Source organism: Streptomyces canus (assembly GCF_001514145.1).
GTDB classification, from domain to species: domain Bacteria; phylum Actinomycetota; class Actinomycetes; order Streptomycetales; family Streptomycetaceae; genus Streptomyces; species Streptomyces canus.
The window spans coordinates 397,336-423,178 of the sequence record NZ_KQ948663.1; the positions used below are offsets into that span (position 1 = coordinate 397,336).

The 25,843-nt window shown below is 71.2% G+C and carries 22 protein-coding genes, 2 pseudogenes and 1 riboswitch; of the genes and pseudogenes, 19 read left to right on the forward strand and 5 right to left on the reverse strand.

Features of this window, described 5'->3' with window-relative positions; translation table 11 throughout:
- Positions 1 to 53 precede the first annotated feature (53 nt).
- From AQJ46_RS26620 to AQJ46_RS26655, 8 genes and pseudogenes are all read left to right on the forward strand, one after another.
- A complete protein-coding gene (locus AQJ46_RS26620; protein ID WP_059207980.1) occupies positions 54 to 1,199 on the forward strand; it encodes an ABC transporter substrate-binding protein in 1,146 nt (381 codons plus the stop codon).
- Complete coding sequence (locus AQJ46_RS26625) at positions 1,196 to 2,092, forward strand: ABC transporter permease (protein WP_059207981.1); 897 nt, start codon at positions 1,196 to 1,198, stop codon at positions 2,090 to 2,092. Before AQJ46_RS26620 ends, AQJ46_RS26625 begins: the two co-directional genes overlap by 4 nt.
- Positions 2,080 to 2,892: an ABC transporter permease gene (locus AQJ46_RS26630; RefSeq protein WP_059207982.1), complete on the forward strand. Its 813-nt coding sequence runs from the start codon at positions 2,080 to 2,082 to the stop codon at positions 2,890 to 2,892. Before AQJ46_RS26625 ends, AQJ46_RS26630 begins: the two co-directional genes overlap by 13 nt.
- Before the next feature lie 3 nt (positions 2,893 to 2,895).
- Complete coding sequence (locus tag AQJ46_RS26635) at positions 2,896 to 3,945, forward strand: ABC transporter ATP-binding protein (RefSeq protein ID WP_059207983.1); 1,050 nt, start codon at positions 2,896 to 2,898, stop codon at positions 3,943 to 3,945.
- A 20-nt stretch (positions 3,946 to 3,965) separates the two neighbouring features.
- Positions 3,966 to 5,372 carry an HAD-IA family hydrolase gene (locus AQJ46_RS26640; protein WP_059207984.1) on the forward strand — a complete coding sequence of 469 codons (1,407 nt, stop codon included), beginning with the start codon at positions 3,966 to 3,968 and terminating at the stop codon, positions 5,370 to 5,372.
- Positions 5,373 to 5,477: 105 nt separating this feature from the next.
- Positions 5,478 to 6,697 (forward strand): annotated as a pseudogene (locus tag AQJ46_RS26645) (MFS transporter).
- A gap of 117 nt (positions 6,698 to 6,814) precedes the next feature.
- Complete coding sequence (locus AQJ46_RS26650; RefSeq protein ID WP_059207985.1) at positions 6,815 to 7,603, forward strand: carbon-nitrogen hydrolase family protein; 789 nt, start codon at positions 6,815 to 6,817, stop codon at positions 7,601 to 7,603.
- A 54-nt stretch (positions 7,604 to 7,657) separates the two neighbouring features.
- Positions 7,658 to 9,358, forward strand: coding sequence for a flavin monoamine oxidase family protein (locus AQJ46_RS26655; protein ID WP_059207986.1), 1,701 nt, complete (start codon positions 7,658 to 7,660; stop codon positions 9,356 to 9,358).
- On the opposite strand, the pseudogene AQJ46_RS26660 reads toward AQJ46_RS26655, so the two are convergent.
- Positions 9,355 to 10,286: pseudogene (locus tag AQJ46_RS26660) on the reverse strand (LLM class F420-dependent oxidoreductase). The gene AQJ46_RS26655 and the pseudogene AQJ46_RS26660 overlap by 4 nt on opposite strands.
- Positions 10,287 to 10,359: 73 nt before the next feature.
- Positions 10,360 to 11,046, reverse strand: coding sequence for a DUF5995 family protein (locus tag AQJ46_RS26665; RefSeq protein WP_059207987.1), 687 nt, complete (start codon positions 11,044 to 11,046; stop codon positions 10,360 to 10,362).
- Between the two features lie 170 nt (positions 11,047 to 11,216).
- Between AQJ46_RS26665 and AQJ46_RS26670 the strand changes: the two genes are divergently transcribed.
- Positions 11,217 to 12,341 (forward strand): glycoside hydrolase family 6 protein, encoded by a 1,125-nt coding sequence (locus AQJ46_RS26670; protein WP_059207988.1) that lies wholly within the window; start codon positions 11,217 to 11,219, stop codon positions 12,339 to 12,341.
- Between the two features lie 4 nt (positions 12,342 to 12,345).
- On the opposite strand, the gene AQJ46_RS26675 is transcribed toward AQJ46_RS26670, so the two are convergent.
- On the reverse strand, positions 12,346 to 13,557 hold the full coding sequence (locus AQJ46_RS26675; protein ID WP_059207989.1) for an MFS transporter: 1,212 nt from the start codon (positions 13,555 to 13,557) through the stop codon (positions 12,346 to 12,348).
- A gap of 114 nt (positions 13,558 to 13,671) precedes the next feature.
- Here AQJ46_RS26675 and AQJ46_RS26680 point away from each other — a divergent pair, with 114 nt between their 5' ends.
- From AQJ46_RS26680 to AQJ46_RS26725, 10 genes are all read left to right on the forward strand, one after another.
- On the forward strand, positions 13,672 to 14,844 hold the full coding sequence (locus tag AQJ46_RS26680; protein ID WP_059207990.1) for an ROK family transcriptional regulator: 1,173 nt from the start codon (positions 13,672 to 13,674) through the stop codon (positions 14,842 to 14,844).
- A gap of 264 nt (positions 14,845 to 15,108) precedes the next feature.
- Positions 15,109 to 15,239: riboswitch (FMN riboswitch) on the forward strand.
- 146 nt (positions 15,240 to 15,385) lie between these two features.
- Entirely contained in the window at positions 15,386 to 15,991 is a 606-nt protein-coding gene (locus AQJ46_RS26685; RefSeq protein WP_059207991.1) for a riboflavin synthase, read from the forward strand.
- Positions 15,988 to 16,629 carry a nicotinamide mononucleotide transporter family protein gene (locus AQJ46_RS26690; RefSeq protein WP_059207992.1) on the forward strand — a complete coding sequence of 214 codons (642 nt, stop codon included), beginning with the start codon at positions 15,988 to 15,990 and terminating at the stop codon, positions 16,627 to 16,629. Before AQJ46_RS26685 ends, AQJ46_RS26690 begins: the two co-directional genes overlap by 4 nt.
- On the forward strand, positions 16,626 to 17,915 hold the full coding sequence (locus AQJ46_RS26695) for a bifunctional 3,4-dihydroxy-2-butanone-4-phosphate synthase/GTP cyclohydrolase II (RefSeq protein WP_057614123.1): 1,290 nt from the start codon (positions 16,626 to 16,628) through the stop codon (positions 17,913 to 17,915). Before AQJ46_RS26690 ends, AQJ46_RS26695 begins: the two co-directional genes overlap by 4 nt.
- A gap of 28 nt (positions 17,916 to 17,943) precedes the next feature.
- Positions 17,944 to 18,429 (forward strand): 6,7-dimethyl-8-ribityllumazine synthase, encoded by a 486-nt coding sequence (ribH, locus tag AQJ46_RS26700; RefSeq protein ID WP_057614122.1) that lies wholly within the window; start codon positions 17,944 to 17,946, stop codon positions 18,427 to 18,429.
- 34 nt (positions 18,430 to 18,463) lie between these two features.
- Positions 18,464 to 18,736, forward strand: a complete 273-nt coding sequence (locus AQJ46_RS26705; RefSeq protein WP_020117406.1) for a phosphoribosyl-ATP diphosphatase — start codon at positions 18,464 to 18,466, stop codon at positions 18,734 to 18,736.
- A 44-nt stretch (positions 18,737 to 18,780) separates the two neighbouring features.
- Positions 18,781 to 19,638, forward strand: a complete 858-nt coding sequence (hisG, locus tag AQJ46_RS26710; protein ID WP_057614121.1) for an ATP phosphoribosyltransferase — start codon at positions 18,781 to 18,783, stop codon at positions 19,636 to 19,638.
- Positions 19,639 to 19,652: 14 nt separating this feature from the next.
- Positions 19,653 to 20,111 (forward strand): PH domain-containing protein, encoded by a 459-nt coding sequence (locus tag AQJ46_RS26715; RefSeq protein WP_059207993.1) that lies wholly within the window; start codon positions 19,653 to 19,655, stop codon positions 20,109 to 20,111.
- 179 nt (positions 20,112 to 20,290) lie between these two features.
- Positions 20,291 to 21,625, forward strand: a complete 1,335-nt coding sequence (locus tag AQJ46_RS26720) for a hemolysin family protein (protein ID WP_057614119.1) — start codon at positions 20,291 to 20,293, stop codon at positions 21,623 to 21,625.
- Complete coding sequence (locus tag AQJ46_RS26725; RefSeq protein WP_059207994.1) at positions 21,622 to 22,698, forward strand: hemolysin family protein; 1,077 nt, start codon at positions 21,622 to 21,624, stop codon at positions 22,696 to 22,698. Before AQJ46_RS26720 ends, AQJ46_RS26725 begins: the two co-directional genes overlap by 4 nt.
- A gap of 59 nt (positions 22,699 to 22,757) precedes the next feature.
- Here the strand turns inward: AQJ46_RS26725 and AQJ46_RS26730 are convergent, their stop codons facing one another.
- Positions 22,758 to 24,620: an AAA family ATPase gene (locus AQJ46_RS26730; RefSeq protein WP_059207995.1), complete on the reverse strand. Its 1,863-nt coding sequence runs from the start codon at positions 24,618 to 24,620 to the stop codon at positions 22,758 to 22,760.
- A 432-nt stretch (positions 24,621 to 25,052) separates the two neighbouring features.
- Positions 25,053 to 25,673 carry a uridine kinase family protein gene (locus tag AQJ46_RS26735; RefSeq protein WP_063803846.1) on the reverse strand — a complete coding sequence of 207 codons (621 nt, stop codon included), beginning with the start codon at positions 25,671 to 25,673 and terminating at the stop codon, positions 25,053 to 25,055.
- Positions 25,674 to 25,843 lie beyond the last annotated feature (170 nt).

Below are 25,843 nucleotides of genomic sequence, written 5' to 3' on the forward strand. Positions count from 1 at the left end.
AGACAAGTTATCCCTCTTGGCTCCTGCACCCTCGCGCGTCCCCTGGAGAAGCCGTGACCGTGTCCCTCCCGAGAACAGCCGCCCTCGGTGTCCTCGCCGCCCTCGCCCTGAGCGCGTGCGGCGCAGCTCCCGACAACGCGTCGACCACCGCCGACGGCAAGAACGCCGCCACCGCCACCTCGGCCGCCGACTTCGGCGGTATGGACAAGCTGGTCGCCGCGGCGAAGAAGGAGGGCACGCTCAACGCCATCGCGCTGCCCCGCGACTGGGCCAACTACGGTGCCCTCATCGACGGCTTCACGAAGAAGTACGGCATCAAGGTCTCCGTCGAGAACCCCGACGGCTCCAGCCAGGACGAGATCAACGCCGTGACCTCGCGCAAGGGGCAGACCCGGGCGCCCGACGTCCTCGACCTCGGCAGCTCCTTCGCCCTCAGCGCCGCCCAGCAGGGCCTGCTCGCGCCGTACAAGGTGGCGTCCTACGGCGACATCCCCACCGGGCAGAAGGACCCGCAGGCCCGCTGGTACAACGACTACGGCGGCTACATCTCCATCGGCTGCGACGCGAAGCGGGTCAAGACCTGCCCCACCACCTTCGCCGACCTGCTCAAGCCGCAGTACAGGGGCCAGGTCGCCCTCAACGGCAACCCCACCAAGTCCGGTTCGGCCTTCGGCGGCGTCTACGCGGCCTCGCTCGCCAGCGGCGGTTCCTTCGACGACATCCAGCCCGGCCTCGACTTCTTCGCCAAGATCAAGAAGAACGGCAACTACACACCCGTCGAGTCGACCCCGGCCACCGTCGAGAAGGGCGAGACGCCGATCAGCATCGACTGGGACTACCTGAACGCCGGGTACGCCGACGAGTTCAAGTCCAAGGGCGTCGACTGGAAGGTGTCGGTGCCCAGCGACGGCCAGTTCTCGCAGTACTACTCCCAGGCCGTCAACAAGGACGCGCCGCACCCCGCGGCCGCCCGCCTGTGGCAGGAGTACCTCTACAGCACCGAGGGCCAGAACCTGTGGCTCAAGGGATACGCCCGCCCGGCCCTGATGACCGCCATGGAGAAGGCCGGCACCCTCGACAAGACGGCCGCCGCCAAGCTGCCCAAGGTCTCCGGAACCCCGTCCTTCCCGACCGAGGCCCAGCAGGACAAGGCCAAGACGGTCCTCGGACAGGGCTGGGCGAAGGCCGTCTCCGGATGACGGCCACCGCCGTACGGGTGGACACGGCGCCCGCCGCTCAGGTGAAGCGGCGGCGCCGGTCCCTCGGCTGGATCGCCGTCGTCCCGCTGCTCGCGTTCGTCGCGGTCGCCTTCGGGCTGCCCGCGATCGCCATGCTGGACGGCGCGTTCACCGCCAAGGACCCGGCCACCGGAGCGACTTCGTACACCGTCGACAATCTGACGGCCTCCCTCAAGGGCGCGTATCTCACCGCGCTGCTCGGCAGCGTGAAGCTGTCGGCCGTGTCCGCCGCCCTGGCGACTGCTTTCGGTCTGCCGCTGGCCCAGGCCGTGGTGTCCTCCCGCTTCCGCGGGCTGCGCGAGGCGGTGCTCACCGCGTCCGGGGTCCTGGCCAACTTCGGTGGAGTCCCGCTGGCCTTCGCCTTCGTCGCCACGCTCGGCAACGCCGGCGTGCTGACCCGGCAGCTGGGCCTCACGGACAAGGGCTGGGACCTCTACAGCTTCTGGGGCCTCGTCATCGTCTACCTGTACTTCCTGATCCCGCTCATGGTGCTCACGATCACTCCCGCCCTGGACGGGCTGCGCACCCAGTGGCGCGAGGCGGCGCAGAACAACGGGGCAACGGGCGTGCAGTACTGGCGCTTTGTCGCCCTGCCCGTCCTGCTGCCCACACTTCTCGGCGGGTTCGTGCTGCTCTTCGGCAGCGCCTTCGCCGCGTACGCCACCGCCGCCGCGATGGTGGGCAGCTCCATCCCGCTGGTCACCCTCCAGATCGCCGACGCGATCTCCGGCAACGTGCTCGTCGGCCAGGAGAACGTGGCGCTCGCCCTCAGCCTCGACATGGTCCTGGTCGCGGGCCTGGTCATGGCCGTGTACCTGCCCCTGCAGCGGAGGAGTGCGCGATGGCTCGCCTGAACCTGTGGCGGTGGGGCGTGCTCGGCCTCGCCGGGCTGTACTTCCTGGTGCCGCTCGCCGCGTCCGTCGTCTTCACCGTCGACGTGCCCGGCCAGGGGATCACCTTCGACGCCTACACACAGATCTTCTCCACCGACGGTTTCGTCTCCAGCCTGCTGCTCTCGCTGGAGCTGGCCCTCGCCACCATCGCCGTCGTCCTGCTGCTGATGGTGCCCGCGATGGTCGCGCTGCGGCTCGGCGCGCCCCGGCTCAGGCCGTTCGTCGAGGTGGTGTGCTCGCTGCCGCTGGTCGTCCCGCCGATCGCGTTCGTCGCCGGCCTCGGCACGGTTCTCAAGTGGGGGCCCGACCACCTCTCCCGCACCCCGCTGTTCGAGACCTTCGTGGCGATCCAGAACCCGGACTTCCCCTTCGTCCTGGTCCTGGCCTACGTCGTGATGGCGCTGCCGTTCGTGTACCGGGCACTGGACGCCGGGCTCCGCGCCGTCGACATCCGCACCCTCGTGGAGGCCGCCCGCAGCTGCGGTGCCGGCTGGCCGCAGGCCCTCGTCCAGGCCGTGCTGCCCAATCTGCGCGGCGCCCTGCTCAACGCCTCCTTCCTCACGCTGGCCCTGGTGCTCGGCGAGTTCACCGTGGCCCAGCTCCTGGGCTTCCGGCCCTTCGCCGTGTGGATCGTCAACGTCAGCGGCTCGCAGGCCCAGTTGTCCGTCGCCGTGTCCGTGCTCAGCCTGCTCGTGACGTGGGTGCTGCTCCTCGTCCTGGCCGGCTTCGGCGGCCGTACCCGTACTACTTCCCGGGGATGATCCATGCTTGATACAGCGGCAACCGTCGAATTCCGTGGGATCAGGCGGGAGTTCGGCCCGACCGTCGCCCTCGACGGCCTCGACCTGACCGTCCAGCCCGGTGAGCTCGTCGCCCTGCTCGGTCCGTCCGGCTGCGGCAAGACCACCGCGCTCAGGATGCTCGCCGGCTTCGAACACCCCGACTCGGGGGAAGTGCTGGTGGACGGCGAGGACGTCACCCGGGTCCCGGCCCACCGCCGGGACGCCGGGATGGTCTTCCAGTCGTACAGCCTCTTCCCGCATCTCGACGCGCTCGACAATGTGGCCTTCGGACTGCGGATGCGCAAGGTCCGGACGGCCGAACGACGGTCCCGGGCCGCCGAGTTGCTGGACCTGGTCGGTCTCGCCGAGAAGGGCGGGCAGTTTCCGCACCAGCTCTCCGGCGGTCAGCAGCAGCGGGTCGCGCTCGCCCGGGCGCTCGCCCTGCGCCCTCGCGTGCTGCTGCTCGACGAGCCGTTGTCGGCGCTGGACGCCAAGGTGCGGCTCACCCTGCGCGAGGAGATCCGGCGGCTCCAGCAGGAGCTCGGCATCACCACACTGTTCGTCACCCACGACCAGGAGGAGGCCCTGTCCATGGCGGACCGGGTCGCCGTGATGCACGCCGGGAAGCTCGAACAGTGCGCGGCGCCGAGCGAGTTGTACGGCCGCCCCGCCACCGCCTTCGTCGCCGAGTTCGTCGGCACGATGAGCCGGATCCCGGGACGCCTCGCCGACGGCACGGTCGACGTGCTCGGGCAGCGGCTGCCGGTCGACGGCCCGGTGCCGTCCGCGACCGAGATCGACGTGCTGGTACGGCCGGAAGCCGTGCGCGTACGGGCCGAGGCCGACGGGAAGTCACGCGTGGTCGCCACGTCCTTCCTGGGCGCGGCCGTCCGCGTCACCGTCCGGCTCGCCGACGGCTCCGCCGTGAAGGCCGATCTGCCCGCGCACGAGGCCGCCGAGCTCACAGCGGGCGCCGCGGTGAGCGTGTCGCTGCCGGAACGGCCGGTGCTCGTGGCCGAACGTACGTCCTGATCTTCCAGAAAGAGGCACCCGTGAACCGACTCCCGCTCCAGGCCGTCCTGTTCGACATGGACGGCACGCTCGTCGACACCGAGCGGCTGTGGTGGGAGGCGGTGGAGCAGGTCGCCGGACGGGCCCTGACCGAGGCCGACCGGCCCGAGGTGCTCGGCCGCCCGGTCGAGTACACCGCCGCCTGGCTGGCCGCGATCACGGGCACGGTGGCCGCGGACCTCGCCGAGACCCTCCACCGGGAGTTCGCGGACCGCGTCCGCACCGGCATCGTGCCCCGCCCCGGCGCCCTCGCCCTGCTCGACGCCCTGGCCCGCGAGGGCGTCCCCACGGCTCTGGTGACCGCGTCCCCCCGGGCCGTCGCCGACACCGTGCTCGACGCGCTCGGCGCCGAGCGCTTCGCGGTCTCCGTCACCGCCGACGACACGCCCCACACCAAGCCGGCCCCCGACCCCTACCTCGCCGCGTGCCGGGCGCTCGGCGTCGATCCGGCGGTCTGCGTGGCCGTGGAGGACACGGAGACCGGCGTCGCCTCGGCGGAAGCGGCGGGCTGCGCGGTGCTCGCGGTGCCCTCGCTCGCCCCCATCGAGGCCGCGCCCGGCCGGACCGTACTGGCCAGCCTGGAGGGCGTCACCGTCGACAGGCTCCGCTCCCTGCTGCCGTACCGGCTCCGCGTGATGACCTGGAACCTCTGGTACGGCGGCACCAAGGTCCGCGACCACCGGGCCAAGCAGCTCAAGGCCATCGCGGAGACCGACGTGGACGTGGTCGGGCTCCAGGAGACGTACGGCGCCGCCGCCGGGGAACTCGCCGAGGCGCTCGGCTGGCACCACCACAGCGCGGGACCGAACCTCGGCATCATCAGCCGGCTCCCGATCACGGCCGTGCTGGGCGACCCGGACGTCGGCTTCTACGGGGCCGCCGGGGCCCGGATCGCCGTAGGGGATCAGGAGGTCGAGGTCTGGACGGCCCACCTCGACGCCGAGCACTACGGGCCCTACGAGTCCGAGCCGCTCGCCCATGAGGAGGTGCGCACCGGGCAGATGCGGGACACCCTGCGCCGGATCTCGGACGCGGTGCCCGTCGTCCTCGTCGGCGACTTCAACAGCCCCTCCCACGTGGATCGGCCGGATGTCGCGTGGCCGGTGACGAAGGCGGCGGAGGAGGCGGGCCTCGGGGACTCCTTCCGGCAGGCCCGTCCCGATGCCGTACGGGACCCGGGCCACACCTGGTCGCCGGTGCACGCGCACCCGGAGCCGCAGGACCGGATCGACTTCGTCCTGCACCGCGGCCTGCGGGTGCTCCACTCCCGCACGTACGTCAGCGGCACCCCGCGGACCTGGCCGGACGTCGAGGACAACGACTGGCCGTCCGACCACGCCGCGGTGATCACCACATTTTCGCTGGGCAGCGGGCCCGGGACTGTCTAACATCGGTGCCATGACCTGGCGACATTGATCCACCAGCCGTGCCTCCCGAGGGCCGCCTCGGACGCCGTACCGACGACGTCCGAACCGCCCTTCCGGGAAGGCCTCATGACACTCTCACCCGCACGTGTGCCCGCGACCGGCGTCCGCCGGCTGACGACCACGCTGTACGGCTACGCGTTCCTCGACGACCTCGTCCTGCTCTACCCGGTGTACGCGCTGCTGTTCGCCGACACCGGCCTGCCGCTCTGGCAGATCTCCTCGCTCTTCGCCCTGTGGTCGATCACGGCCGTCGTCCTCGAGGTGCCCTCCGGCGCCTGGGCCGACACCGTCTCGCGACGCAGACTGCTGTGGATCGGCCCGCTGCTCACGGCCGTCGGCTTCACGCTGTGGGTGAGCGTCCCGTCGTACGGGGCCTTCGCGGTGGGCTTCATGCTGTGGGGTGCCGGAGGCGCGCTCGGGTCCGGCGCCCTGGAAGCCCTCGTGTACGACGAGCTGGAGCGGCTCGGGGCCGCCGAGCGGTACGCGCGCGTGATGGGGCGGACCCGGGCCGCCCGTCTGCTGGCCACGGTCGTGGCGATGGGTCTCGCCGGGCCGGTCCTCGCGCTGGGCGGTTACGAGGCCGTGGGCGCGGCCAGCGTCCTGGCCTGTCTGCTGGCCGCGGTGACGGCGACCCGGCTGCCGGAACACCGGGTGCCGGCCGAGAAGGGCAGCACGCGCTGGGCGGCGACCCTGCGGGCCGGGGCCGCCGAGGCCCGTGGGGACCGGGCCGTCCGGGGCGCCCTGCTGCTGGTCCCGGCCGTCGCCGCGGTGTGGGGCGCGCTCGACGAGTACGTCTCGCTGCTGATCCGCGACCTCGGCGTGGCCGACGCGACCGTGCCCTACCTGGTCCTGCTGGTCTGGGCGATCGTCACCGTCGGCAGCCTGTTCGCCGGGCCGGCCGAGCGCCTGGGCACCCGGGGCCTCGCCGCCCTGATCGCGGCCGCCGCACTCGCCCTGGCCGTGGGCGCCGGGGTCCGCACCCCGCCGGCATCGTCCTCGTGGGCCTCGCCTTCGCGGGCTTCCAGCTGGCCGAGGTGCTCGCCGACGTCCGGCTCCAGCACCGCATCGACGACGCCCGCCGGGCCACGCTGACCTCGGTGGCGAGCCTGGGCACGGAACTGGTCACGGTCGCCGTGTTCGGTGTGTACACCCTGCTCGGGGCGTCCCTGGCGCACAGCACGGTGTTCGTGATCCTCTCGCTGCCGTACCTCGTGACGGCGCTGATGCTGGGCCGGGGCGGCGGCGCGCGCAACGAATCGCCGGGGGACCGCCCACGCACGCAATGAAACGCTTACCGGCGCGCAACGGCTCCTCCTTGTCCGCCCCGGTGAGCCGCCCGTACCGTCTAGGTGGCCCCTCTCTGTGGCCCCCACAACCACCTTCCGCCCCGGTGAGGATCACGCATGCGCACCGCCCTGCTCCAGAGCTCCGGCCGCCCCGGCTCCGTCGAGGGGAACCTCAAGGTCCTCGACGAGGCCGCGGGCCGGGCCGCCGCCGCGGGCGCCGCGCTGCTGGCCGCGCCGGAGATGTTCCTCACCGGGTACGCGATCGGCGACGACATCGCCCGCCTCGCCGAACCGGCCGACGGCGACTCCGCGGACACGGTCGCGGAGATCGCCGAGCGGCACGGGATCGCGATCGCGTACGGCTATCCCGAACGCGTCTCCGACGTGGTCCACAACTCCGCCCAGCTGATCTCCGCCGACGGTGTCCGTCTCGCGAACTACCGCAAGACCCACCTCTTCGGCTGCTTCGAGCGCGACCACTTCGAGCCCGGTGAACAGCCGGTGGTCCAGGCGGAGCTGGGCGGACTCACCGTCGGCCTCATGATCTGCTACGACGTCGAGTTCCCGGAGAACGTCCGCGCCCACGCCCTGGCCGGCACCGACCTCCTCCTCGTGCCGACGGCCCAGATGCACCCGTTCCAGTTCGTCGCCGAGTCCCTCGTGCCGGTGCGGGCCTGGGAGAGCCAGATGTACGTCGCCTACGTCAACCGGGTCGGTCAGGAAGGGGAGTTCGACTTCGTCGGGCTCTCCACGCTGGCCGGCCCCGACGGGGTGGCCCGGGCCCGCGCCGGACACGGCGAGGAGCTGGTGTTCGCCGACGCCGACCCCGTCCTGCTGGCCGCCTCCCGTGCGGCGAACCCGTATCTGACGGACCGTCGGCCCGGCCTCTACGGGTCCCTCGTCTGACGCTCGAACCACCCTCATCGCTTCACCCTCGTCGCTTCAAGGAGTCCGTACCCCATGACGTCCACCGTGCCCAACGCCGTCGAGCACGCAGACGCGCAGCAGCCGCCGATCACCATGTTCGGGCCGGACTTCCCGTACGCCTACGACGACTTCCTCGCCCACCCGGCGGGCCTCGGTCAGATACCGGCGACCGAGCACGGCACCGAGGTCGCGGTGATCGGCGGCGGTCTCTCCGGCATCGTGGCCGCGTACGAGCTGATGAAGATGGGTCTCAAGCCGGTGGTGTACGAGGCCGACCGGATCGGCGGGCGGCTGCGGACCGTCGGCTTCGAGGGCCAGGGCACCCAGGGACTCACCGCCGAGATGGGCGCGATGCGCTTCCCGCCCTCCTCGACGGCGCTCCAGCACTACATCGACCTCGTCGGCCTGGAGACCCGTCCCTTCCCCAACCCCCTCGCGGAGGCGACCCCCTCGACGGTCGTCGACCTCAAGGGCGAGTCCCACTACGCCGAGACGATCGCCGATCTCCCGCAGGTCTACCGCGATGTCGCCGAGGCCTGGAACAGGTGCCTCGAAGAGGGCGCCGACTTCACCGACATGAACCGGGCCCTGCGCGAGCGGGACGTGCCGCGCATCCGCGAGATCTGGGCACGGCTCGTCGAGAAGCTCGACAACCAGACCTTCTACGGCTTCCTCTGCGACTCCGAGGCGTTCAGGTCCTTCCGCCACCGCGAGATCTTCGGCCAGGTCGGCTTCGGCACCGGCGGCTGGGACACCGACTTCCCCAACTCCATCCTGGAGATCCTGCGCGTCGTCTACACCGAGGCCGACGACCACCACCGGGGCATCGTCGGCGGCTCCCAGCAGCTCCCGCTGCGCCTGTGGGCGCGGGAGCCGGAGAAGATCGTGCACTGGGCCCAGGGCACCTCGCTCGCGACACTGCACCAGGACGGCGAGCCCCGCCCGGCGGTCACCCGTCTGCACCGCACGGCCGGCAACCGGATCACCGTGACGGACGCGCGAGGCGACATCCGCACCTACGCGGCGGCGATCTTCACCGCCCAGTCCTGGATGCTGCTCTCCAAGATCGCCTGCGACGACTCGCTGTTCCCTATCGACCACTGGACGGCGATCGAGCGCACCCACTACATGGAGTCGTCGAAGCTCTTCGTGCCGGTCGACCGCCCGTTCTGGCTGGACAAGGACGAGGTCACCGGACGTGACGTCATGTCGATGACCCTCACCGACCGTATGACGCGCGGAACCTACCTCCTCGACGACGGCCCGGACCGGCCCGCCGTCATCTGCCTTTCCTACACCTGGTGCGACGACAGCCTGAAGTGGCTCCCGCTGTCCGCGAACGAGCGGATGGAGGTCATGCTGAAGTCGCTCGGCGAGATCTATCCCAAGGTCGACATCAGGAAGCACGTCATCGGCAACCCGGTGACCGTCTCCTGGGAGAACGAGCCCTACTTCATGGGCGCGTTCAAGGCCAACCTGCCCGGCCACTACCGTTACCAGCGGCGCCTGTTCACGCACTTCATGCAGGACGGCCTGCCCGAGGACAAGCGGGGCATCTTCCTCGCAGGCGACGACATCTCCTGGACGGCCGGCTGGGCCGAGGGCGCGATCCAGACCGCGCTGAACGCGGTCTGGGGCGTCATGCACCACTTCGGCGGCGAGACCGACGCGACCAACCCGGGTCCGGGGGACGTGTACGACGAGATCGCGCCGGTCGAACTCCCCGAGGACTAGACCCCGGCGGCGCGTGCCTGCTCGTACAGCTCGGCGGCGACGTCCTTGAGCTCCTGGGCGTCCCGTGTCCCGCCCTGGAGGTCGAAGAAGAACTCCTCGAGACCGATTCCGGCATGTGCGACGAGGTCCTCCACCATCTGATCGACGCTGCCCTGGAAGGGGGCCCGGTCCGGGCCGTCGTACGCCTTCGGGGTGTACTGCGCGTTCACCCGGACCGATGTCCGGATCGGTCGGGTACGGCCGCGCTCGGCGGCGAGGTCGCGCAACTGGCTCCACTCCTGGGCGAGTTGCCGATGCCCGGCCATGGCGATGGGCATCCAGCCGTCGGCCCGGTCGACCAGCCGGAGCATCGCCTTCTGGCTGAAGGAGGGCAGCAGGACCGGGATGGGACGGGCCGGCTTGGGGCCCACCGCGGCCGAGGCGATCCGCGTGTGGCGGCCCTCGTACCGCACCGGGTCCGGGCCCCAGACGGCCCGGCAGACGTCGATGATCTCGTCCAGGATCCGGCCGCGCTCGGCGAAGGGGCCCACGCCTGCGGCCGCGTACTCGTCCGTCGACCAGCCCGTGCCGAGGCCCGCCACGATCCGGCCGCCGCTCGCCGCGTCCAACGTGGCGAGGGCCTTGGCCAGGTGGAACGGGCCGTGCAGCGGGGCCACCAGGACACTGGTGCCGAGCTCCGCCCGCTCGGTCGCTGTGACGGCCAGCGTCAGTGTGACCAGGGGCTCCGGGACAGCGCGGTAGTGGTCGGGCCAGGGGACTCCCTCCATGCCGCCGAGGCCCTGCGTCGGGGGATCCGGGAACAGCGCGCGTTCGTAGCCCAGAGACTCTCGTAGCCGATCCGCTCGGCGGTGCGCGCCACGTCGGGCACGTCACGTCCGAGGTCGTACTGCCGTGCTTGGGGAAGGCTCAGGCCCAGTCGGATGGCCATGCGTACGCTCCTTTGCGTCGGGTCGCATCGAGCGGTTCACCGGCCAACGTAACCCGGGCGCACGTGAGTTGGGTCAGTCCGGCAACGGAGTGAGCAGCATGCGTCCCGCGAATCCCACCGCCGTGTCCAAGCGCTCGGTGAACTCCTCCGCCACGTCGGGCAGTCCGCGCAGCGCCCACAGGGCCCGCGCCGCGGTCCAGGTGGCCTCGCGGGCGCGCTCCAGGCTCCAGGCGCCGAGCAGATGCGTGAGCGGATCGGCGATCTGCAGGAGGTCGGGGCCCGGCATCAGATCTTCGCGGATGCGCTCCTCCAGCGAGACGAGGAGATCACCCACGCGGTCGAACTCGTCCTCCACGTCGGCTGGTTCGCAGTCGAGGCTACGACAGGTGTCCACGACGGCGAGCGCCAGGTCGTGGCCGATGTGCGCGTTGATGCCCGCGAGCGCGAACTGCAGTGGTCGTACGCCGGGATGACGGCGGAACTGGAACAGGGGCCGCCAGCAGGCCGGCGGACGGCGTTCGCGGGCGGCCGCGTCCACCGCCGCGAGATAACGCTCGGCGAACCGCACGTCCAGCGTGATTGCGGCCCGGGCGTCCGGGAACCGGCCTGAGTCGACGCACCGGTCGACCGCCTCGGTGACGGCGAGGTAGACGCGGTTGAAGACCGCTACGCCGTCCCGGTCGGGCAGGTCCTCCTCCAGGGCGCGCATACGGGAGACGACCGCGTCGAGGGGAGTGGTGAACTGTTCCAATTGCGCCATAACGGCAGGGTCCCAGTCCTAGGCTGGCCGGGGTGCCGGCGGGCCCGACGCTTCCCCATAACGGGGGAACGTGCCCGCCGCGTGAGGGGGACGACAGGGTGTCAGGCCTACGTGCCCAGCGACTGGCCGCACGCCGGGCCGCACGCAGGCGCGCCCTGGGTCGCGGCGTGATGGTCGCGGCGGCCTCCGTGGTGGTCGCCGTCGGCACCGCGACCGGGATGCTCTCCGCGCTCGACGACCGCGGCGGCTCCGACGAGGCACGGCCGGGGCTCGTCAGCGGCTCCCCCAGCCCGGACTCGCTGCCCGTCGTGCCCTCGGGGTCCGAGCCGGCCGCGCCCTCCGCCGCCGTCTCGCCCTCGGCGAAGGTGACCGCGTCCCCGTCCCCCAGGAAGGCGAGCCCCGGTCCGACGAAGGCCCGGCCCACCACCGCCACCCGCCTCTACCGTTATCCCTCCTCCCAGGTGCTCGACTGGGTGCAGGACAACCCGCGCGACCGGCGTGCCGCTGTCATAGAGTCCCGCATCGCCGACCGGCCGGCCGCGGTCTGGTTCGCCGACTACGCCCCGGCGACCATCACGTCCAGGGTCCGCGCGGTCACGTCGGGCGGTGCCGCGCAGGACCGGGTCCCGGTGGTCGTGGCGTACGCGATCCCGGACCGTGACTGCGGTGGCGCCTCCCAGGGCGGGGCGCCGGACCTCGGGGCATACGACGCCTGGATCGACAGGTTCGCGGCGGGGCTCGGCTCCGGCGAGGTCGTCGTGGTCCTGGAGCCCGACTCGATCGCTCAGTCGGAGTGCCTCTCGGCCGCTCAGAGGGCTGACCGCTTCGCCTCGCTGGCCCGCGCGGGCCGGGTCCTGAAGGCCGCGAACCCCGAGGCACGCGTCTACTACGACGCCGGTCACTCCGGCTGGCGTCCGGCGGCCGAGCAGGCGGCCCTGCTGAAGCAGGCGGGCGCCGCCTCGGCCACCTCCTCCGACGGGATCTTCAGCAACGTCTCCAACTTCCACACCACGGCTGCCGAGATCGCCTACGACCGTCAGATCCTCGACGCCCTGGACGGACCTCCCGGCCTGGGCGCCGTCATCGACACCAGCCGCAACGGCAACGGTGCCCCGCCCGACGGCGAGTGGTGCGACCCGGCCGGCCGGAAGATCGGCCGGGCACCGACCCTGAACACCGGCGAGCCGAGGATCGACGCCTACCTGTGGGTGAAGCTGCCGGGGGAATCGGACGGCTGCAAGGGCACACCGGGCACGTTCAGCCCGTCGTACGCCTATGACCTGGCCTCGCCGTAGACCTTCAGGACCGCCGGTCGGGAAGTGCCGCGGCCGTGGGGCTCAGCTTCGGTCGGTCGCGGTCCCCGGCGCGCAGAACGCCCGCGAAGGCGACGAGGCCGCCGGCCAGGACGGTCACCAGGACGAAGGAGACCGTCAGGTTGGTGGCCTGGGCCACCCCGCCCAGCAGGCTCGGCGCGATGAGCCCCGAGGTGTAGGTGATGGTCGCGACGCCCGCGATCGCCTGGCTCGGATTGGGCCCGCTGCGCCCCGCCGCCGCGAAGCACAGCGGCACGACCACCGCGATGCCGAGACCCATCAGGGCGAAGCCGGTCATCGCCACCGCCGGATGGTCCGCGACGACGATGAGCAGCCCGCCGCCGGCGGCCAGGACACCGCCCAGGCGGACCGTGCGGACCGACCCGAAGCGGTTGACCACGGCGTCGCCCACGATCCGGGCCACCGCCATGGTGAGCATGAAGCCGGTCGTGCAGGCGGCGGCCAGTCCCGCCGAGGTGTCCAGCCGGTCCTTGAGATAGACGGCCGACCAGTCCAGGCTCGCCCCCTCCGCGAACACCGCGCAGAAACCGACCGTACCGATCAACAGGGCCGACTTCGGGGGCAGTGCGAACCGGGGCGGCGGCTCCTCGTCCGCACCGGCCTGCACGTCGAGGACCCACCGGCAGGCCAGCACGCCGAGCACGGTGAGGCAGGCCGTCGCCAGCGCGAAGTGCACGCGTGCGTCCGCGCCCAGATGCGCGGCGAGCGTGCCGCCCGCCGAGCCGACAAGCGCACCCGCGCTCCACATGCCGTGCAACCCGGACATGATCGACTTGCCCAGCAGGTTCTCCACCTCGACACCCAGCGCGTTCATGACCACGTCGGCCATACCGGCGCTCGCGCCGTACACGAACATCGCCAGGCACAACGTGTAGAGATTGGGCGCGAGCGCGGGCAGAACCAGGGACAGCGTCCACATCACGATCAGCCCGCGCAGTGCGGCCCGGCTGCCGAAGCGGTGGCTGACCCGGGCGGCCAACGGCATCGCGCAGGACGCGCCGAACGCCGTGAAGGCCAGGGCGAAGCCCAGTTGACCCGCGCCCACCGAGGCATGGTCCTGGATCCACGGCACCCGCGTCGCGAACGAACCGGTCACGGCCCCGTGCACGGCGAACACGGCGGCCACGGCGTACCGGGCCCGCCGTACCTCTGCCGACGCGTGCACCACATCGCTCATTGTCGGGCCCCTCCCCGGATCCTCGTCGTCCCGATGCTGCCGCCGTAAACTATCAGGGACCCTGCCTGATAGATAGCGTACTTTCGGCACCGCGGATCTGAGAGGATGCCCGGCATGCCCGCATCCCCGAGCACCGCCCGGGCCATCAACGACCGGCTCGCCCTGCGTCTGCTCCAGCAGGAAGGCCCGCTGACGGCAGGGCAGTTGAAGCAGCTCACCGGACTGTCCAGGCCGAGCGTCGCCGACCTCGTCGAGCGCCTCGCCGCCGCCGGACTGATCCATGTGGTCGGGGAGTCGGGGGAGCAGCGCCGCGGCCCCAACGCCAGGCTGTACGGCATCGTCGCCGACCAGGCCCATCTCGCGGCTCTCGACGTCCGCACCGAGGGTGTCTCCGTCATCGTCTCCGACCTGCTGGGCCGGGTGCTGGCCGAGGCGTCGGTGCCCATCGGAGGGGACACGGGGACCGGGCCCGCGGTCGAGCGGGCGGTCGCGCTGGTCGAACGCGCGGCGAAGGAGGCGGGGGTGCCGGAGCTCCACACCGTCGGCATCGGCGCTCCCGGCCTCATCGACCCGGCCACCGGCGAACTCCGCGACTCCGGCGGCCTGCCCGAATGGCACCGGCGACTGGTGCTGGCGTTGCAGGAGCGGCTCCCGAAGACGCGCATCCACGTCGAGAACGAGACCAACCTCGCGGCGCTGGCGGAACAGCGCGAGGGTGCGGCGCAGGACCGGGACACCTTCGTCCTGCTGTGGCTCGGCCACGGCACGGGCGCGGCGGTGGTCCTGGACGGCGCTCTGCGCCGGGGCGCGTCGGGCGGCACCGGGGAGATCGGTTTCCTGCCGGTGCCGGGGACGGTGGGGCTGCCGTCCGCGGTGGACTGTGAGGGGGGCTTCCACTCCCTCGCGGGGTCGGCGGCGATCGTGAGACTGGCGGAGCGGCACGGGCCGGCGGTCGAGGTGGACGGGCACGAGCCGCCGGCCGCGCGCGTGGTGCGGGAGGCCGTGGCCGGGGGTGCGGCGGACTTCCTCGACGCCCTCGCGGACCGACTGGCCATAGGGGTCGCGTCGGTCGTGGCCATTCTCGACCCGGGCTGTCTGGTCCTGGGCGGCGAGGTGGGCCGGGCCGGCGGGGCGGACCTCGCGGCCCGGGTGGAGAGCCGGGTCCGCCGTATGTCACCTCTGGCCACGGAGGTGAGAGCGAGCACGCTGGGCGGAGAAGCGGTCCTGCGGGGAGCCCTGCTCACGGCGAGAGACAGGGTTCAGGACGACTTGTTCGCACCCCGCTAGGGTCGCGGGGCCCGCAGGTGGTTCCGTCGTCGCAGGCGAAGACCCGGCGGCGGGCAAGGGCCGTCGTCACCGCCGCCGGGCCCGTCTCTGCGGGTGTCCACGCAGGGCGACCCTAAAAAGGACTAGACCATTAGTCAATGCATCTGCGCCATCGGCCACTCGGGGTGAGCCGGACATGTCCATCGGTACTGCCTGTGAGCCACCCCACACCCTGCGCCCATATGGACGTCGATCAGGCGTGGCACACTGGCTCTGTACCAGAAGCAGCGCACTCCGGGGTCGGTGAAAGTCCGAACCGGCGGTTACAGTCCGCGACCCGACCGCTTCCAGCGGCCGGTTGACCAGGTGAAATTCCTGGACCGACGGTTAAAGTCCGGATGGGAGGCAGTGCGCGGCGGGCGGGCATTCGTGCGCGCCGCCGTATCGGTCCGTCCTCCGGGACGGGTGCGTCCGGCGTCGCCCCCGGTGTCCCTGCTCGTTCATTCTGTCGTCATCGACAGCCCCGGAGTCCGTGCCCAACGAGGCAGGGAGGACCCGGGAAGTGTTCACCGGAATCGTCGAAGAGCTGGGCGAGATCACCGCCGTCGAGAACCTCGGCGACGCCTGTCGCTTCCGACTGCGCGGCCCCGTCGTCACCGAGGGCGCGAAACACGGGGACTCCATCGCCGTCAACGGCGTCTGCCTCACCGTCGTCGACCACGAGGGCGACGAGTTCACCGCCGACGTCATGGCCGAGACCCTCGACCGGTCGAGCCTCGGCGCCCTGGGCGTCGGCTCCCGCGTCAACCTCGAGCGTCCCACCGCCGTGGGCGCGCGCCTCGGTGGGCACATCGTGCAGGGGCACGTGGACGGCACCGGCGAGGTCCTGGAGCGCAAGCCCTCCGAGAACTGGGAGATCATCAAGATCTCGCTGCCCGCGGACCTCGCGCGCTATGTCGTGGAGAAGGGCTCCATCACGGTCGACGGCATCAGCCTCACCGTCGTGGACGCCGGTCCGGACTACTTCACCGTCAGCCTCATCCCCACCACCCTCGCCCTGACCACGCTCGGCCTCAAGCAGCCCGGCGCCCCGGTCAACCTCGAGGTCGACGTCGTCGCCAAGTACGTCGAGCGCCTGCTCGCGAGCAGTCAGGGGGCGGGGAAGTGAACTCCCTCAACACCGAGGCCTTCACCCTGTTCGGCCAGCACATCCTCTGGTCGGACATGATCGGCAACATCCTCGGCCTCATCGCCCTCGCCCTCGGCTGGCGGCGCAACCTGTGGAGCTGGCCGGTGCAGTTCGCCTCCGGCCTCATCCTCTTCGGCGCCTTCTACGGCCACCTCACCGGCAGCGCCGGCAAGCAGGCCGTCGTCATGGTCGTCGCGCTGTACGGCTGGTGGCAGTGGAACCGCAACAAGGGCAAGTCCGGGGACGGCCACATCGCCCCGCGCTTCGCCACCTGGCGCGAGCGGGCCGCCCTGATCGGCGCCGCCGCCGTCGGCACCGTCGCGGTCGCCCTGCTCTTCAAGGCCTACCCGACCCTGTCCTGGGACCCCTGGCCGGACGCCTACATCTTCGTCGGCACCGTCGTCGCCATGTACGCCCAGGCCCGCGGCATGGTCGAGTTCTGGTTCGCCTGGCTCCTCGTCGACCTCGTCGGCGTCCCGCTGAACTTCGCCAACGGCTACGCCTTCTCCGGCTTCGTCTACGTCATCTACGGCGCGCTCGTCCTGTGGGGCATGCGCGACTGGTGGCTGCGCTCCCGTGAGTCCGAGCAGCCCGCCCTGGAAGGAGCGCCGGCATGACCGCCGCACCCATTCTCTACAGCACCGACGGCTTCGAGGACTTCGCGCTGGACCCGGTCGAGCAGGCCATCGCCGACATCGCGGCCGGCCGCCCCATCGTGGTCGTCGACGACGAGGACCGCGAGAACGAGGGCGACCTGGTCGTCGCCGCCGAGAAGGTCACCCCCGAGATCGTCGCCTTCATGATGAGCGAGTGCCGCGGCCTGATCTGCGCCCCCATGGAGGGCGACGAACTGGACCGGCTCAAGCTGCCGCAGATGGTCGACGACAACACCGAGTCGATGAAGACCGCGTTCACCGTCTCCGTGGACGCATCCGGTGCTCACGGTGTGACCACCGGGATCTCGGCCTCCGACCGCGCGACCACGCTCCAGCTCCTCGCGAGCGGCGCCGCCGAGCCCACCGACTTCGTCCGGCCCGGCCACATCTTCCCGCTGCGCGCCAAGGACGGCGGCGTCCTCACCCGCAACGGCCACACCGAGGCCGCCGTCGACCTCGCCCGGCTCGCGGGACTGCGCCCGGCCGGAGCGATCGTCGAGATCGCCGGCGAGGACGGCCGGATGCTCCGGCTGCCCGAGCTGATCCCCTTTGCCCGCAAGCACGGACTGACGATCATCTCCATCGAGGACCTGATCGCCTACCGCCGGACCAGCGAGCCCACCGTCCGCCGCGAGGCCGAGACCCGGCTGCCCACCGCCCACGGCACCTTCAGGGCGTACGGCTACCGCTCCACCGTCGACGGCGTCGAGCACGTCGCCCTGGTGCACGGCGAGATCGGCGACGGCGAGGACGTCCTGGTCCGCGTCCACTCCGAGTGCCTCACCGGCGACATCTTCAGCTCCCTGCGCTGCGACTGCGGCCCCCAGCTGGACGCCTCCCTGGAGCGCATCCAGGCCGAGGGCAGGGGAGTGGTGGTCTACCTGCGCGGCCACGAGGGGCGCGGCATCGGCCTGCTCTCCAAGCTGCGGGCGTACGAACTCCAGGAACAGGGCCACGACACCCTCGACGCCAACCTGGAACTCGGCCTGCCCGCCGACGCCCGCGACTACGGCGCCGGCGCGCAGATCCTGGAGGACCTCGGCGTCCACAGCCTGCGCCTGATGACCAACAACCCCGACAAGTCCGACGCCCTCCTGCGGCACGGACTCAAGGTCACGGGACGGGAGCCGATGCCCGTACAGGCGGGCGAGCACAACCTCCGCTACCTGCGCACCAAGCGGGACCGGATGGGCCACGACCTGCCCTGGCTGGACACCACCCCCGTGTCCACCTGCAGCAACCAGTAGCACAAGCACTCCGAGGAGACTGAAGAACGTGAGCGGCAAGGGCGCACCGGAGCTGTCCGTACGCAACGTGGGTGACCTGCGGGTCGCCGTCATCGCGGCGCAGTGGCACGAGAAGGTGATGGACGGACTGGTGGACGGCGCTCTGCGCGCCCTGCACGACCTGGGCATCGACGAGCCGACCCTGCTCCGGGTCCCCGGCAGTTGGGAGCTCCCGGTCGTCGCCAAGGTCCTCGCGGGCCGAGGCTACGACGCGATCGTCGCCCTCGGCGTCGTCATCCGCGGCGGCACCCCGCACTTCGAGTACGTGTGCCAGGGCGTCACCCAGGGCCTCACCCAGGTCTCGGTGGACACCGGCGTCCCCGTCGGCATGGGTGTCCTCACCTGCGACACCGAGGAGCAGGCCCTGGACCGCGCGGGCATCGAGGGCTCCAACGAGGACAAGGGGCACGAGGCGGTGACCGCCGCGGTGGCCACGGCGGCCACCCTCCGCTCAGTATCTGAACCGTGGCGTTAGGTGGTGCGGGCTTACGCGTAAAGTGGGCGCCACCATGTCCAATAAGACGTTCGAGGAGCTCTTCACCGAGCTCCAGCACAAGGCCGCCAACGGCGATCCCGCCACTTCCCGCACCGCAGAGCTGGTCGGCAAGGGCGTCCATGCCATCGGCAAGAAGGTCGTCGAAGAGGCCGCCGAGGTCTGGATGGCCGCCGAGTACGAGGGCAAGGAGGCGGCCGCCGAGGAGATCTCGCAGCTGCTGTACCACGTCCAGGTGATGATGGTCGCGCGCGGGATCTCCCTCGACGACGTCTACGCCCACCTCTAAGCCAGTCGCCGAAACAACCCCTGAGAGCAAAGGAAGCCGACCTCATGCTGCGCATCGCCGTCCCCAACAAGGGTTCCCTGTCAGGCCCCGCGGGGGAGATGCTGCATGAGGCCGGCTACCAGCAGCGCCGCGAATCCAAGGAACTGCGGATCGTCGACCCGGTCAACGACGTGGAGTTCTTCTACCTCCGCCCCCGGGACATCGCGATCTACGTCTCCTCCGGCCAGCTCGACATCGGCATCACCGGCCGCGACCTGCTGATCGACTCCGGAGCCGACGCCGAGGAGATCCTCCCGCTCGGCTTCGCCCGCTCCACCTTCCGCTTCGCGTCCAAGCCCGGTGAGGCGAACGGCGTCGAGGACCTGAAGGGCAAGACGGTCGCCACCTCGTACGAGGGGATCGTCGCGGGGCACCTCGCCGACCACGGCATCGACGCCTCCGTCGTCCACCTCGACGGCGCCGTCGAGACCGCCATCGAGCTCGGGGTCGCCGAGGTCATCGCCGACGTCGTCGAGACCGGCACCAGCCTGCGCAACGCCGGACTGGAGGTCTTCGGCGAGCCCATCATGAAGTCCGAGGCCGTCGTCATCCGCCGCACCGGCGCCGACGGCGAGGAAGCTGCCGAGTCGAAGGTTCAGCAGTTCCTGCGCCGCCTCCAGGGCGTCCTCGTGGCCCGGACGTACGTGATGATGGACTACGACTGCCGCGTCGAGCAGCTCGAGAAGGCCGTCGCGCTCACCCCGGGCCTCGAGTCCCCGACCGTCTCCCCGCTGCACAACGAGGGCTGGGTCGCCGTCCGCGCGATGGTCCCCGCCAAGGAGGCGCAGCGGATCATGGACGACCTGTACGACATCGGCGCGCGGGCCATCCTGACGACGGCCATCCACGCCTGCCGTCTCTGAGGGGCGCACCGCAGATGTCCTCCGAACCGCCCACCCTTCCCGTCACGTTCCGGCCGAGCCGCACGCGCGCGGTACTGCTCACCGCGGGCGCCGCGATCTTCGTGACGATCACGGTCATCGCGCTGCTCCTCGAGCAGCTGGGACCCGGTGAGCGCCTGAGCTTCATCTTCACGGCGGCCCTGCTCGCCGGCGTGCTGTTCCTGCTGGCCAGGGTGAAGGTCGTCGCCGACGAGTCCGGTGTCACCGTCCAGAACATCGCCGGCAGACGGCATCTGGAATGGGCCGAGATCATCCAGGTGAACCTCCGACCGGGCGATCCGTGGGTGTTTCTCAACCTCAGCGACGGCACCAGCCTGCCCGCCCTCGGCATCCAGCCGGGTATCGCGAAGCAGCAGGCCATCGCCGACGCGAAGGCCCTGCGCGCGCTCGCCGAGGCCCGCTCCACAGCCCGCTCCGACGAAGATCAGGGCTGACTCGGGGGCTTCCACCCTGCCGCAGTCGGCCATGTCTTGATTAATCTGTTGGCGGAGGCGTTTTCCTTGCGCCTCCGCCTCACGTTGTTCCTGCTACCCGAGGAGTGACTCCCTCCAGCGATGGACGGATCGTCCTGTAGTACCTGCGCCGCCCCCTCCCGGCATATCGAGGCGGCGGCATGACCATCCCCTTGCTGCTCCTCGGAGCGGCGTTTCTGCTGATTCTCGCCAACGGCTTCTTCGTGGCGGCCGAGTTCGGCCTCGTCACCGTCGAGGCCACGGATGCCGAAAGGGCCGCCGCGGAAGGCGACCGGCGGGCCCGTCGGGTCGCCGACTCGCTCAAGGAGCTGTCCTTCCAGCTCTCCGGCACCCAGCTCGGCATCACCATCACCTCCCTCGTCGTCGGCATGCTCGCCGAACCGGCGCTCGCGGAACTGCTGCACGGCCCGTTCACGGCCATCGGCATCCCCGAGGGCGCGGTCTCCGGCGTGGCCGTCGTCGTCGGCATGCTGCTGGCCTCCGCCGTGCAGATGGTGATCGGCGAACTCGTGCCCAAGAACTGGGCGGTGTCCAAGCCGATGCAGGTCGCCCGCTTCGTCGCCGGCCCGCAGCACGCCTTCGCCCGGCTGTTCCGGCCGGTGATCGCCGCCCTGAACGCGGTCGCCAACCGCCTCGTCCGCGCGCTCGGCATCGAGCCCGCCGACGAACTGGCCTCCGCCCGCACCCCCGGCGAGCTCGTCTCCTTGGCCCGGCACTCGGCCCAGGCCGGCACCCTGGAACAGGACACCGCGGACCTCTTCGTCCGCACCCTGTCGCTCGCCGAGCTGACCGCCCAGCACGTCATGACCCCGCGCGTGAAGGTCAGCTCGCTCCAGGCCTCGGCCACCGCCGAGGACGTCGTCAACCTCACCCGCGCCACCGGCCTGTCCCGCTTCCCGGTCTACCGCGAGAAGATCGACGAGATCGTCGGCATGGCCCACCTCAAGGACGCCCTGGCGGTCCCCGTCCAGGACCGTCTGCGCACCCCCGTCTCCCGCATCGCCCGCCCGGCGCTGCTGGTGCCCGAGACCCTCCCGGTCCAGCCCCTCCTCGCCCAGCTGCGCAGTGAGCAGCCCATCGCCGTCGTCGTCGACGAGTACGGCGGCACGGCCGGGGTGGTCACCCTGGAGGACATCGTCGAGGAGATCGTCGGCGAGGTCCGCGACGAGCACGACGGACAGGACGTCCCCGAACTCGCCGCCGCCCCGCCGGAGGACGGCCGCCTCACCTGGGACGCGGACGGCAGCTGCCGGGTCGACATCCTCCAGCGCATAGGCCTCGACGTGCCCGAGGGGCCGTACGAGACCGTCGCCGGGCTGGTCGCCGACCTGCTCGGCCGCATCCCCGCCGTCGGCGACCGGGCCGAGCTGCCCGGCTGGCGGCTCACCGTCCGCCAGGTCGGGCACTACCGCGCCGAGCGGGTCCGCCTGGTCCGTCTGGTCCCCGCGGTCAACGTCATGGAGGCCGCCCGATGAGCGTGCTCCAACTTCTCTTCGCGGCGCTGCTCGTGCTCGCCAACGGTTTCTTCGTCGGCGCCGAGTTCGCCCTCGTCTCCGTGCGCCGCAGCCAGATCGAACCGCTCGGCACGGCGCGGGCCCGGCAGGTGCTGTACGGCCTCGAGCGGCTCCCGCAGATGATGGCGGCGGCCCAGTTCGGCATCACGGTGTGCTCGCTGACGCTCGGTGCGGTCGCCGAACCGACGGTCGCCAAGCTGCTGGAGCCGGTCTTCGAGTGGATCCACCTTCCGCACGGCGTGATCCACCCGCTGGGGTACGTCATCGCCCTGGCCGCGGTGGTCTTCTTCCACCTCGTCATCGGCGAGATGGTCCCGAAGAACCTCGCGATGGCGGCCCCGGAGAAGGTCGCGCTGTGGCTCAGCCCGGGTCTGGTCTACTTCGCCCGCCTCTGCCGGCCGATCACCATCGCCCTCGGCGCCTGCGCCCGGGCCATCCTGCGGCTCTTCCACGTCGAGCCCAAGGACGAGGTCGAGGCCGTCTTCACGAGCGAACAGCTGAACCGGCTGGTCGAGGACTCCGGCCAGGCGGGCCTGCTGGACCCCGAGGAACAGGAACGCCTGGAGGACGCGCTGGAACTGGGCTCGCGCCCGGTGACGGACGTCCTGCTGAAGCACGAGTCCCTGGTGACGGTGCGTCCCTCGGTGACCCCGGGCCAGATCATCGAGCTCACCGGCCGAACCGGCTACTCGCGCTTCCCGATCGCCGCGGAGAACGGTGCCTTCATGGGGTACCTGCACGTGAAGGACGTACTGGATCTGGAGGACTCGCAGCGGGCGGTGCCCCAGCAGATCTGGCGGCCGATGACGAAGCTCCGCTCCGACCTGCCGCTGGATGACGCCCTCACGGTGATGCGGCGCGCGGCCACCCACTTGGCCCAGGTGGCGGACGGGACCGGGAAGGTGCTGGGTCTGGTGGCCCTGGAGGACGTACTGGAACTGCTGGTCGGCGAGGTACGGGACCCCGCGCACCGGGAGCTGCCGGAGGTGCGGGTGACCGAGCCCCGCAGCAGCGAGGAGGCTTTGGCGTCGTAGGAGTCGTTGTCGGCTGCGGGTTCGTGGCTCCAGCCCCCACCGGCCCGCAGCCGAACGACTCACATCGCCGACGGATCCTGCGGCCCCCGCCCCGACAAGACCTCCCCGTACGCCTGCATCAGGTCCGGCAACCGCAACGTCGACAAGTCGTCCCGGCTCAGCATCCCCGGATACGTCGACAACCGAAGATCCCGATACGCGCAGCTCTTCTCGTACAGCGTGCGCAGGAACCGCCCGTTGCCCAGTTCGTCGATCCACCCCTGGTCCACCACATGCCCGGCGATGGAGCGCAGCTCGTCCAGCGCTTCCTCGTCCCAGACGTCGCCGTTCTCCGCCGCCAGCACCTCGCCGATGGAGGTGAGCTCGAGCGGGCGGTACGAGGGGAAGTCGACCCGGGTCGTGAAGCGGGACGACAGTCCGGGGTTCGCGGTCAGCAGGCGGTCCATGCCCTCCGGGTAGCCCGCCAGGATCACGACGAGGTGGTCCCGGTTGTCCTCGGCCCGCTTCAGCAGCACCTGGAGCGCCTCGTCGCCGTACGCGTCCCCCTTGCCGTAACCGGAGTTGGAGAGAGAGTACGCCTCGTCGACGAAGAGCACCCCGCCGAGGGCCGAGTCGATGAGTTCGTTGGCCTTCACCGCCGTCTGGCCGAGGTACTCCCCGACCAGATCCGCCCGCTGCGCCTCGACGAGATGATCACCGCCGAGCAGTCCGAGGGCGTAGAAGACGCGGCCCAGGATGCGGGCCACCGTCGTCTTGCCGGTGCCGGAGGGGCCGGAGAAGACGAAGTGCCGCTTGGGCGGCTGGACGGGCAGGCCCTGCCCGGTGCGCAGCCGGGCCATGTTCAACTGGGCGGAGAGCGCCTTGACTTGGCGCTTCACCGGTTCGAGCCCCACCATGCGCTCGAGTTCGGCGAGCGCCTCCTCCAGTAAGACGGGATCGGTGGGCCCGGCGGGCAGCGGCCCCACGAGCGGGCCGGACCTCTCGCGTCCGGCCGGGTCGGTCATCGAGGGCAGGGGGCCGGTCGGCGGCTCCGGATCGGAGAGCTTCAGCTCCCGCCCCTCGATGCCGAACAACGGGTCCATCCCGTCGGGCCCCTCCAGCATGTCCTGCCCGAACCCGGTGAGCGTGATCGCCGCGAGGTCGGCGGAGTCGTCGTACCCGTCGCCCTCGGCGATCGCGGCGAGCCGGGCCGAGGTGTCCATGAAGGCGGGGTCGACGCGGTGCACGGCCCGGTACAGGGGGAGGGCGGCCGCGGACCGACCTGTGCCCTCGTGCGCCCTGGCCAGCCAGTACCGCAGTTCCTTGCGCTGGGGCTGTTCGCTGCGGCAGCGCATCAGGGCCGCCGACAGCAGCGGTTCGGCCTGGCCGTACATCTCCAGGCGGACCCGGGCCATGCCGCCGAACAGTCCGGCCTCGATGCCGAGCATGGCGTCGTCGATCAGCGGGTCGGTGTGCCGGACCAGTTGTTCCCAGTCCTTGACGAGATAGGCACGGCAGGCGTGCAGGAAGCGGACCTGGTGGTCGGTGTCCACCGGGGGCAGGCTCGCGAGGGCCCGGTCGAGTTCGGGGACATGACGGCCGTCCAGCCAGTGCGAGGCGTGCGCGAGGAGCAGGTCACGCGGGCTCTCCAGCACCGGTTGCACCCACCAGCCCAGCCAGTACCAGGAGTTGAGGGTGCGCCGGTGCCGGGCGCGCTGTTCGCCGAAACGCTCGCGGTGCCGGAACATCCGCAGCAGCGCGGTCGTCGTGTCGACGCGCAGCGCGTGCAGTCCGAGCCAGCCGTCGGCCATCCCGGGATCGATCCGCACCGCGGCCCGGAACTCCTCCTCGGCCTGCGGATAGGCGCCCATCGTGTAGGCGTCCACACCTCGCAGCCAGGCGAGGTCGGCCGGGGCCTCAGGGCCCTGCGTGCCGAAATCCATCACGTCCCCCACAAACCGTGCCCCCGTGGTTTCACCACCGGGCCGACGCCCGGTGGCCGCCTTCGTCCAACCGCTGTGCCGCGGACCGGAGTTGCAACGGTGCGCAGAGCAGTTGTCCGTAGGTCGCACCGAGGGCATCGTACCTGCGGTGGTGTCGCCCGCCGTAGGGTGCCGCACGGGCCGTTTGACGAGGTGGGAGCAGATGAGGCGCACGACGGATGGTGACCCAGGGTGAGCAAATCGCGCCTCACGGCGTCCAGAATTCCGTGTGAGGGCAGAACGAAGCCCCCGATCACGGGGGAACAACCGGGGGCTTCGCGACTGCGGGCGGCTTCGAACGGCCGCACATTCAGAACGTAAGACCTGTACGGCCCCTCGGTCAAGCGGAGTTGGGCGACTCAGGCAAGTTCCTACCGAGGGGTCTTCACGGCTTCAACACATCGCCGATGGGTCGTCACCCTGTGTGATCCCGCGGTCCGGTCCAACGGTCCCCGCAGGCCCGTTGGTGATCGCGTACCCCTTCTGACACTGCCGTACCAGGAGATCGGCGAAGGGCCGGGAGGGGTCTTCGGCGAAATGCCGCTGTTCCGCCGCGACCCATCCCTCCCAGAACTCCCGCAGCTCCGCCCCGTCCCGGGAGCGGCCGCGTGCCCATGACTCCTCGGGAGGCAGCTCCATCCACAGCAGCCCCGCCAGGTGCGGCCGCAGTGCGCGGCGGCCCGCGCCCACCCCCTCCAGAAGGATCACCGGCGCGGGCGGAAGGGCGCGGGACGGTCCGAAGCGTCGGGCATGCCAGTCGTAGACGGCGTAGTGCGCGGTCTCGCCGTGGCCGAGCGGGGTGATCACCTCGCTCAGCAGCCGCCCGGTCCAGTCGAACAGTTCGTCGTGGCTGGCGATGTCGTCGAGGTGCAGCACCAGTGCGCCGCCGAGGGCGTCGGCCAGATGCCCGGCGAACGTGGACTTTCCGGAGCCGGCGTGCCCGTCGACGCCGATCAGACGGACCGGACCACAGGACGGGGGCAGTCGGCGGAGCCGGGAGGCGAGGTCGTGGATGACGGTTCCTGGGGACGGACGAAGGGGCGGGCGAAGGAGCGGACGGGGCGTCGAGGCCAGTCTAGTGACGGCCCACCCCCGGCGGCGGAGCCACAGGTTCCCAGGTCATGCCAGTGGACGAGACCAATATTCGTGGGCGTGGCATGGGCCGAAGTGCTGGCAGGAGCATG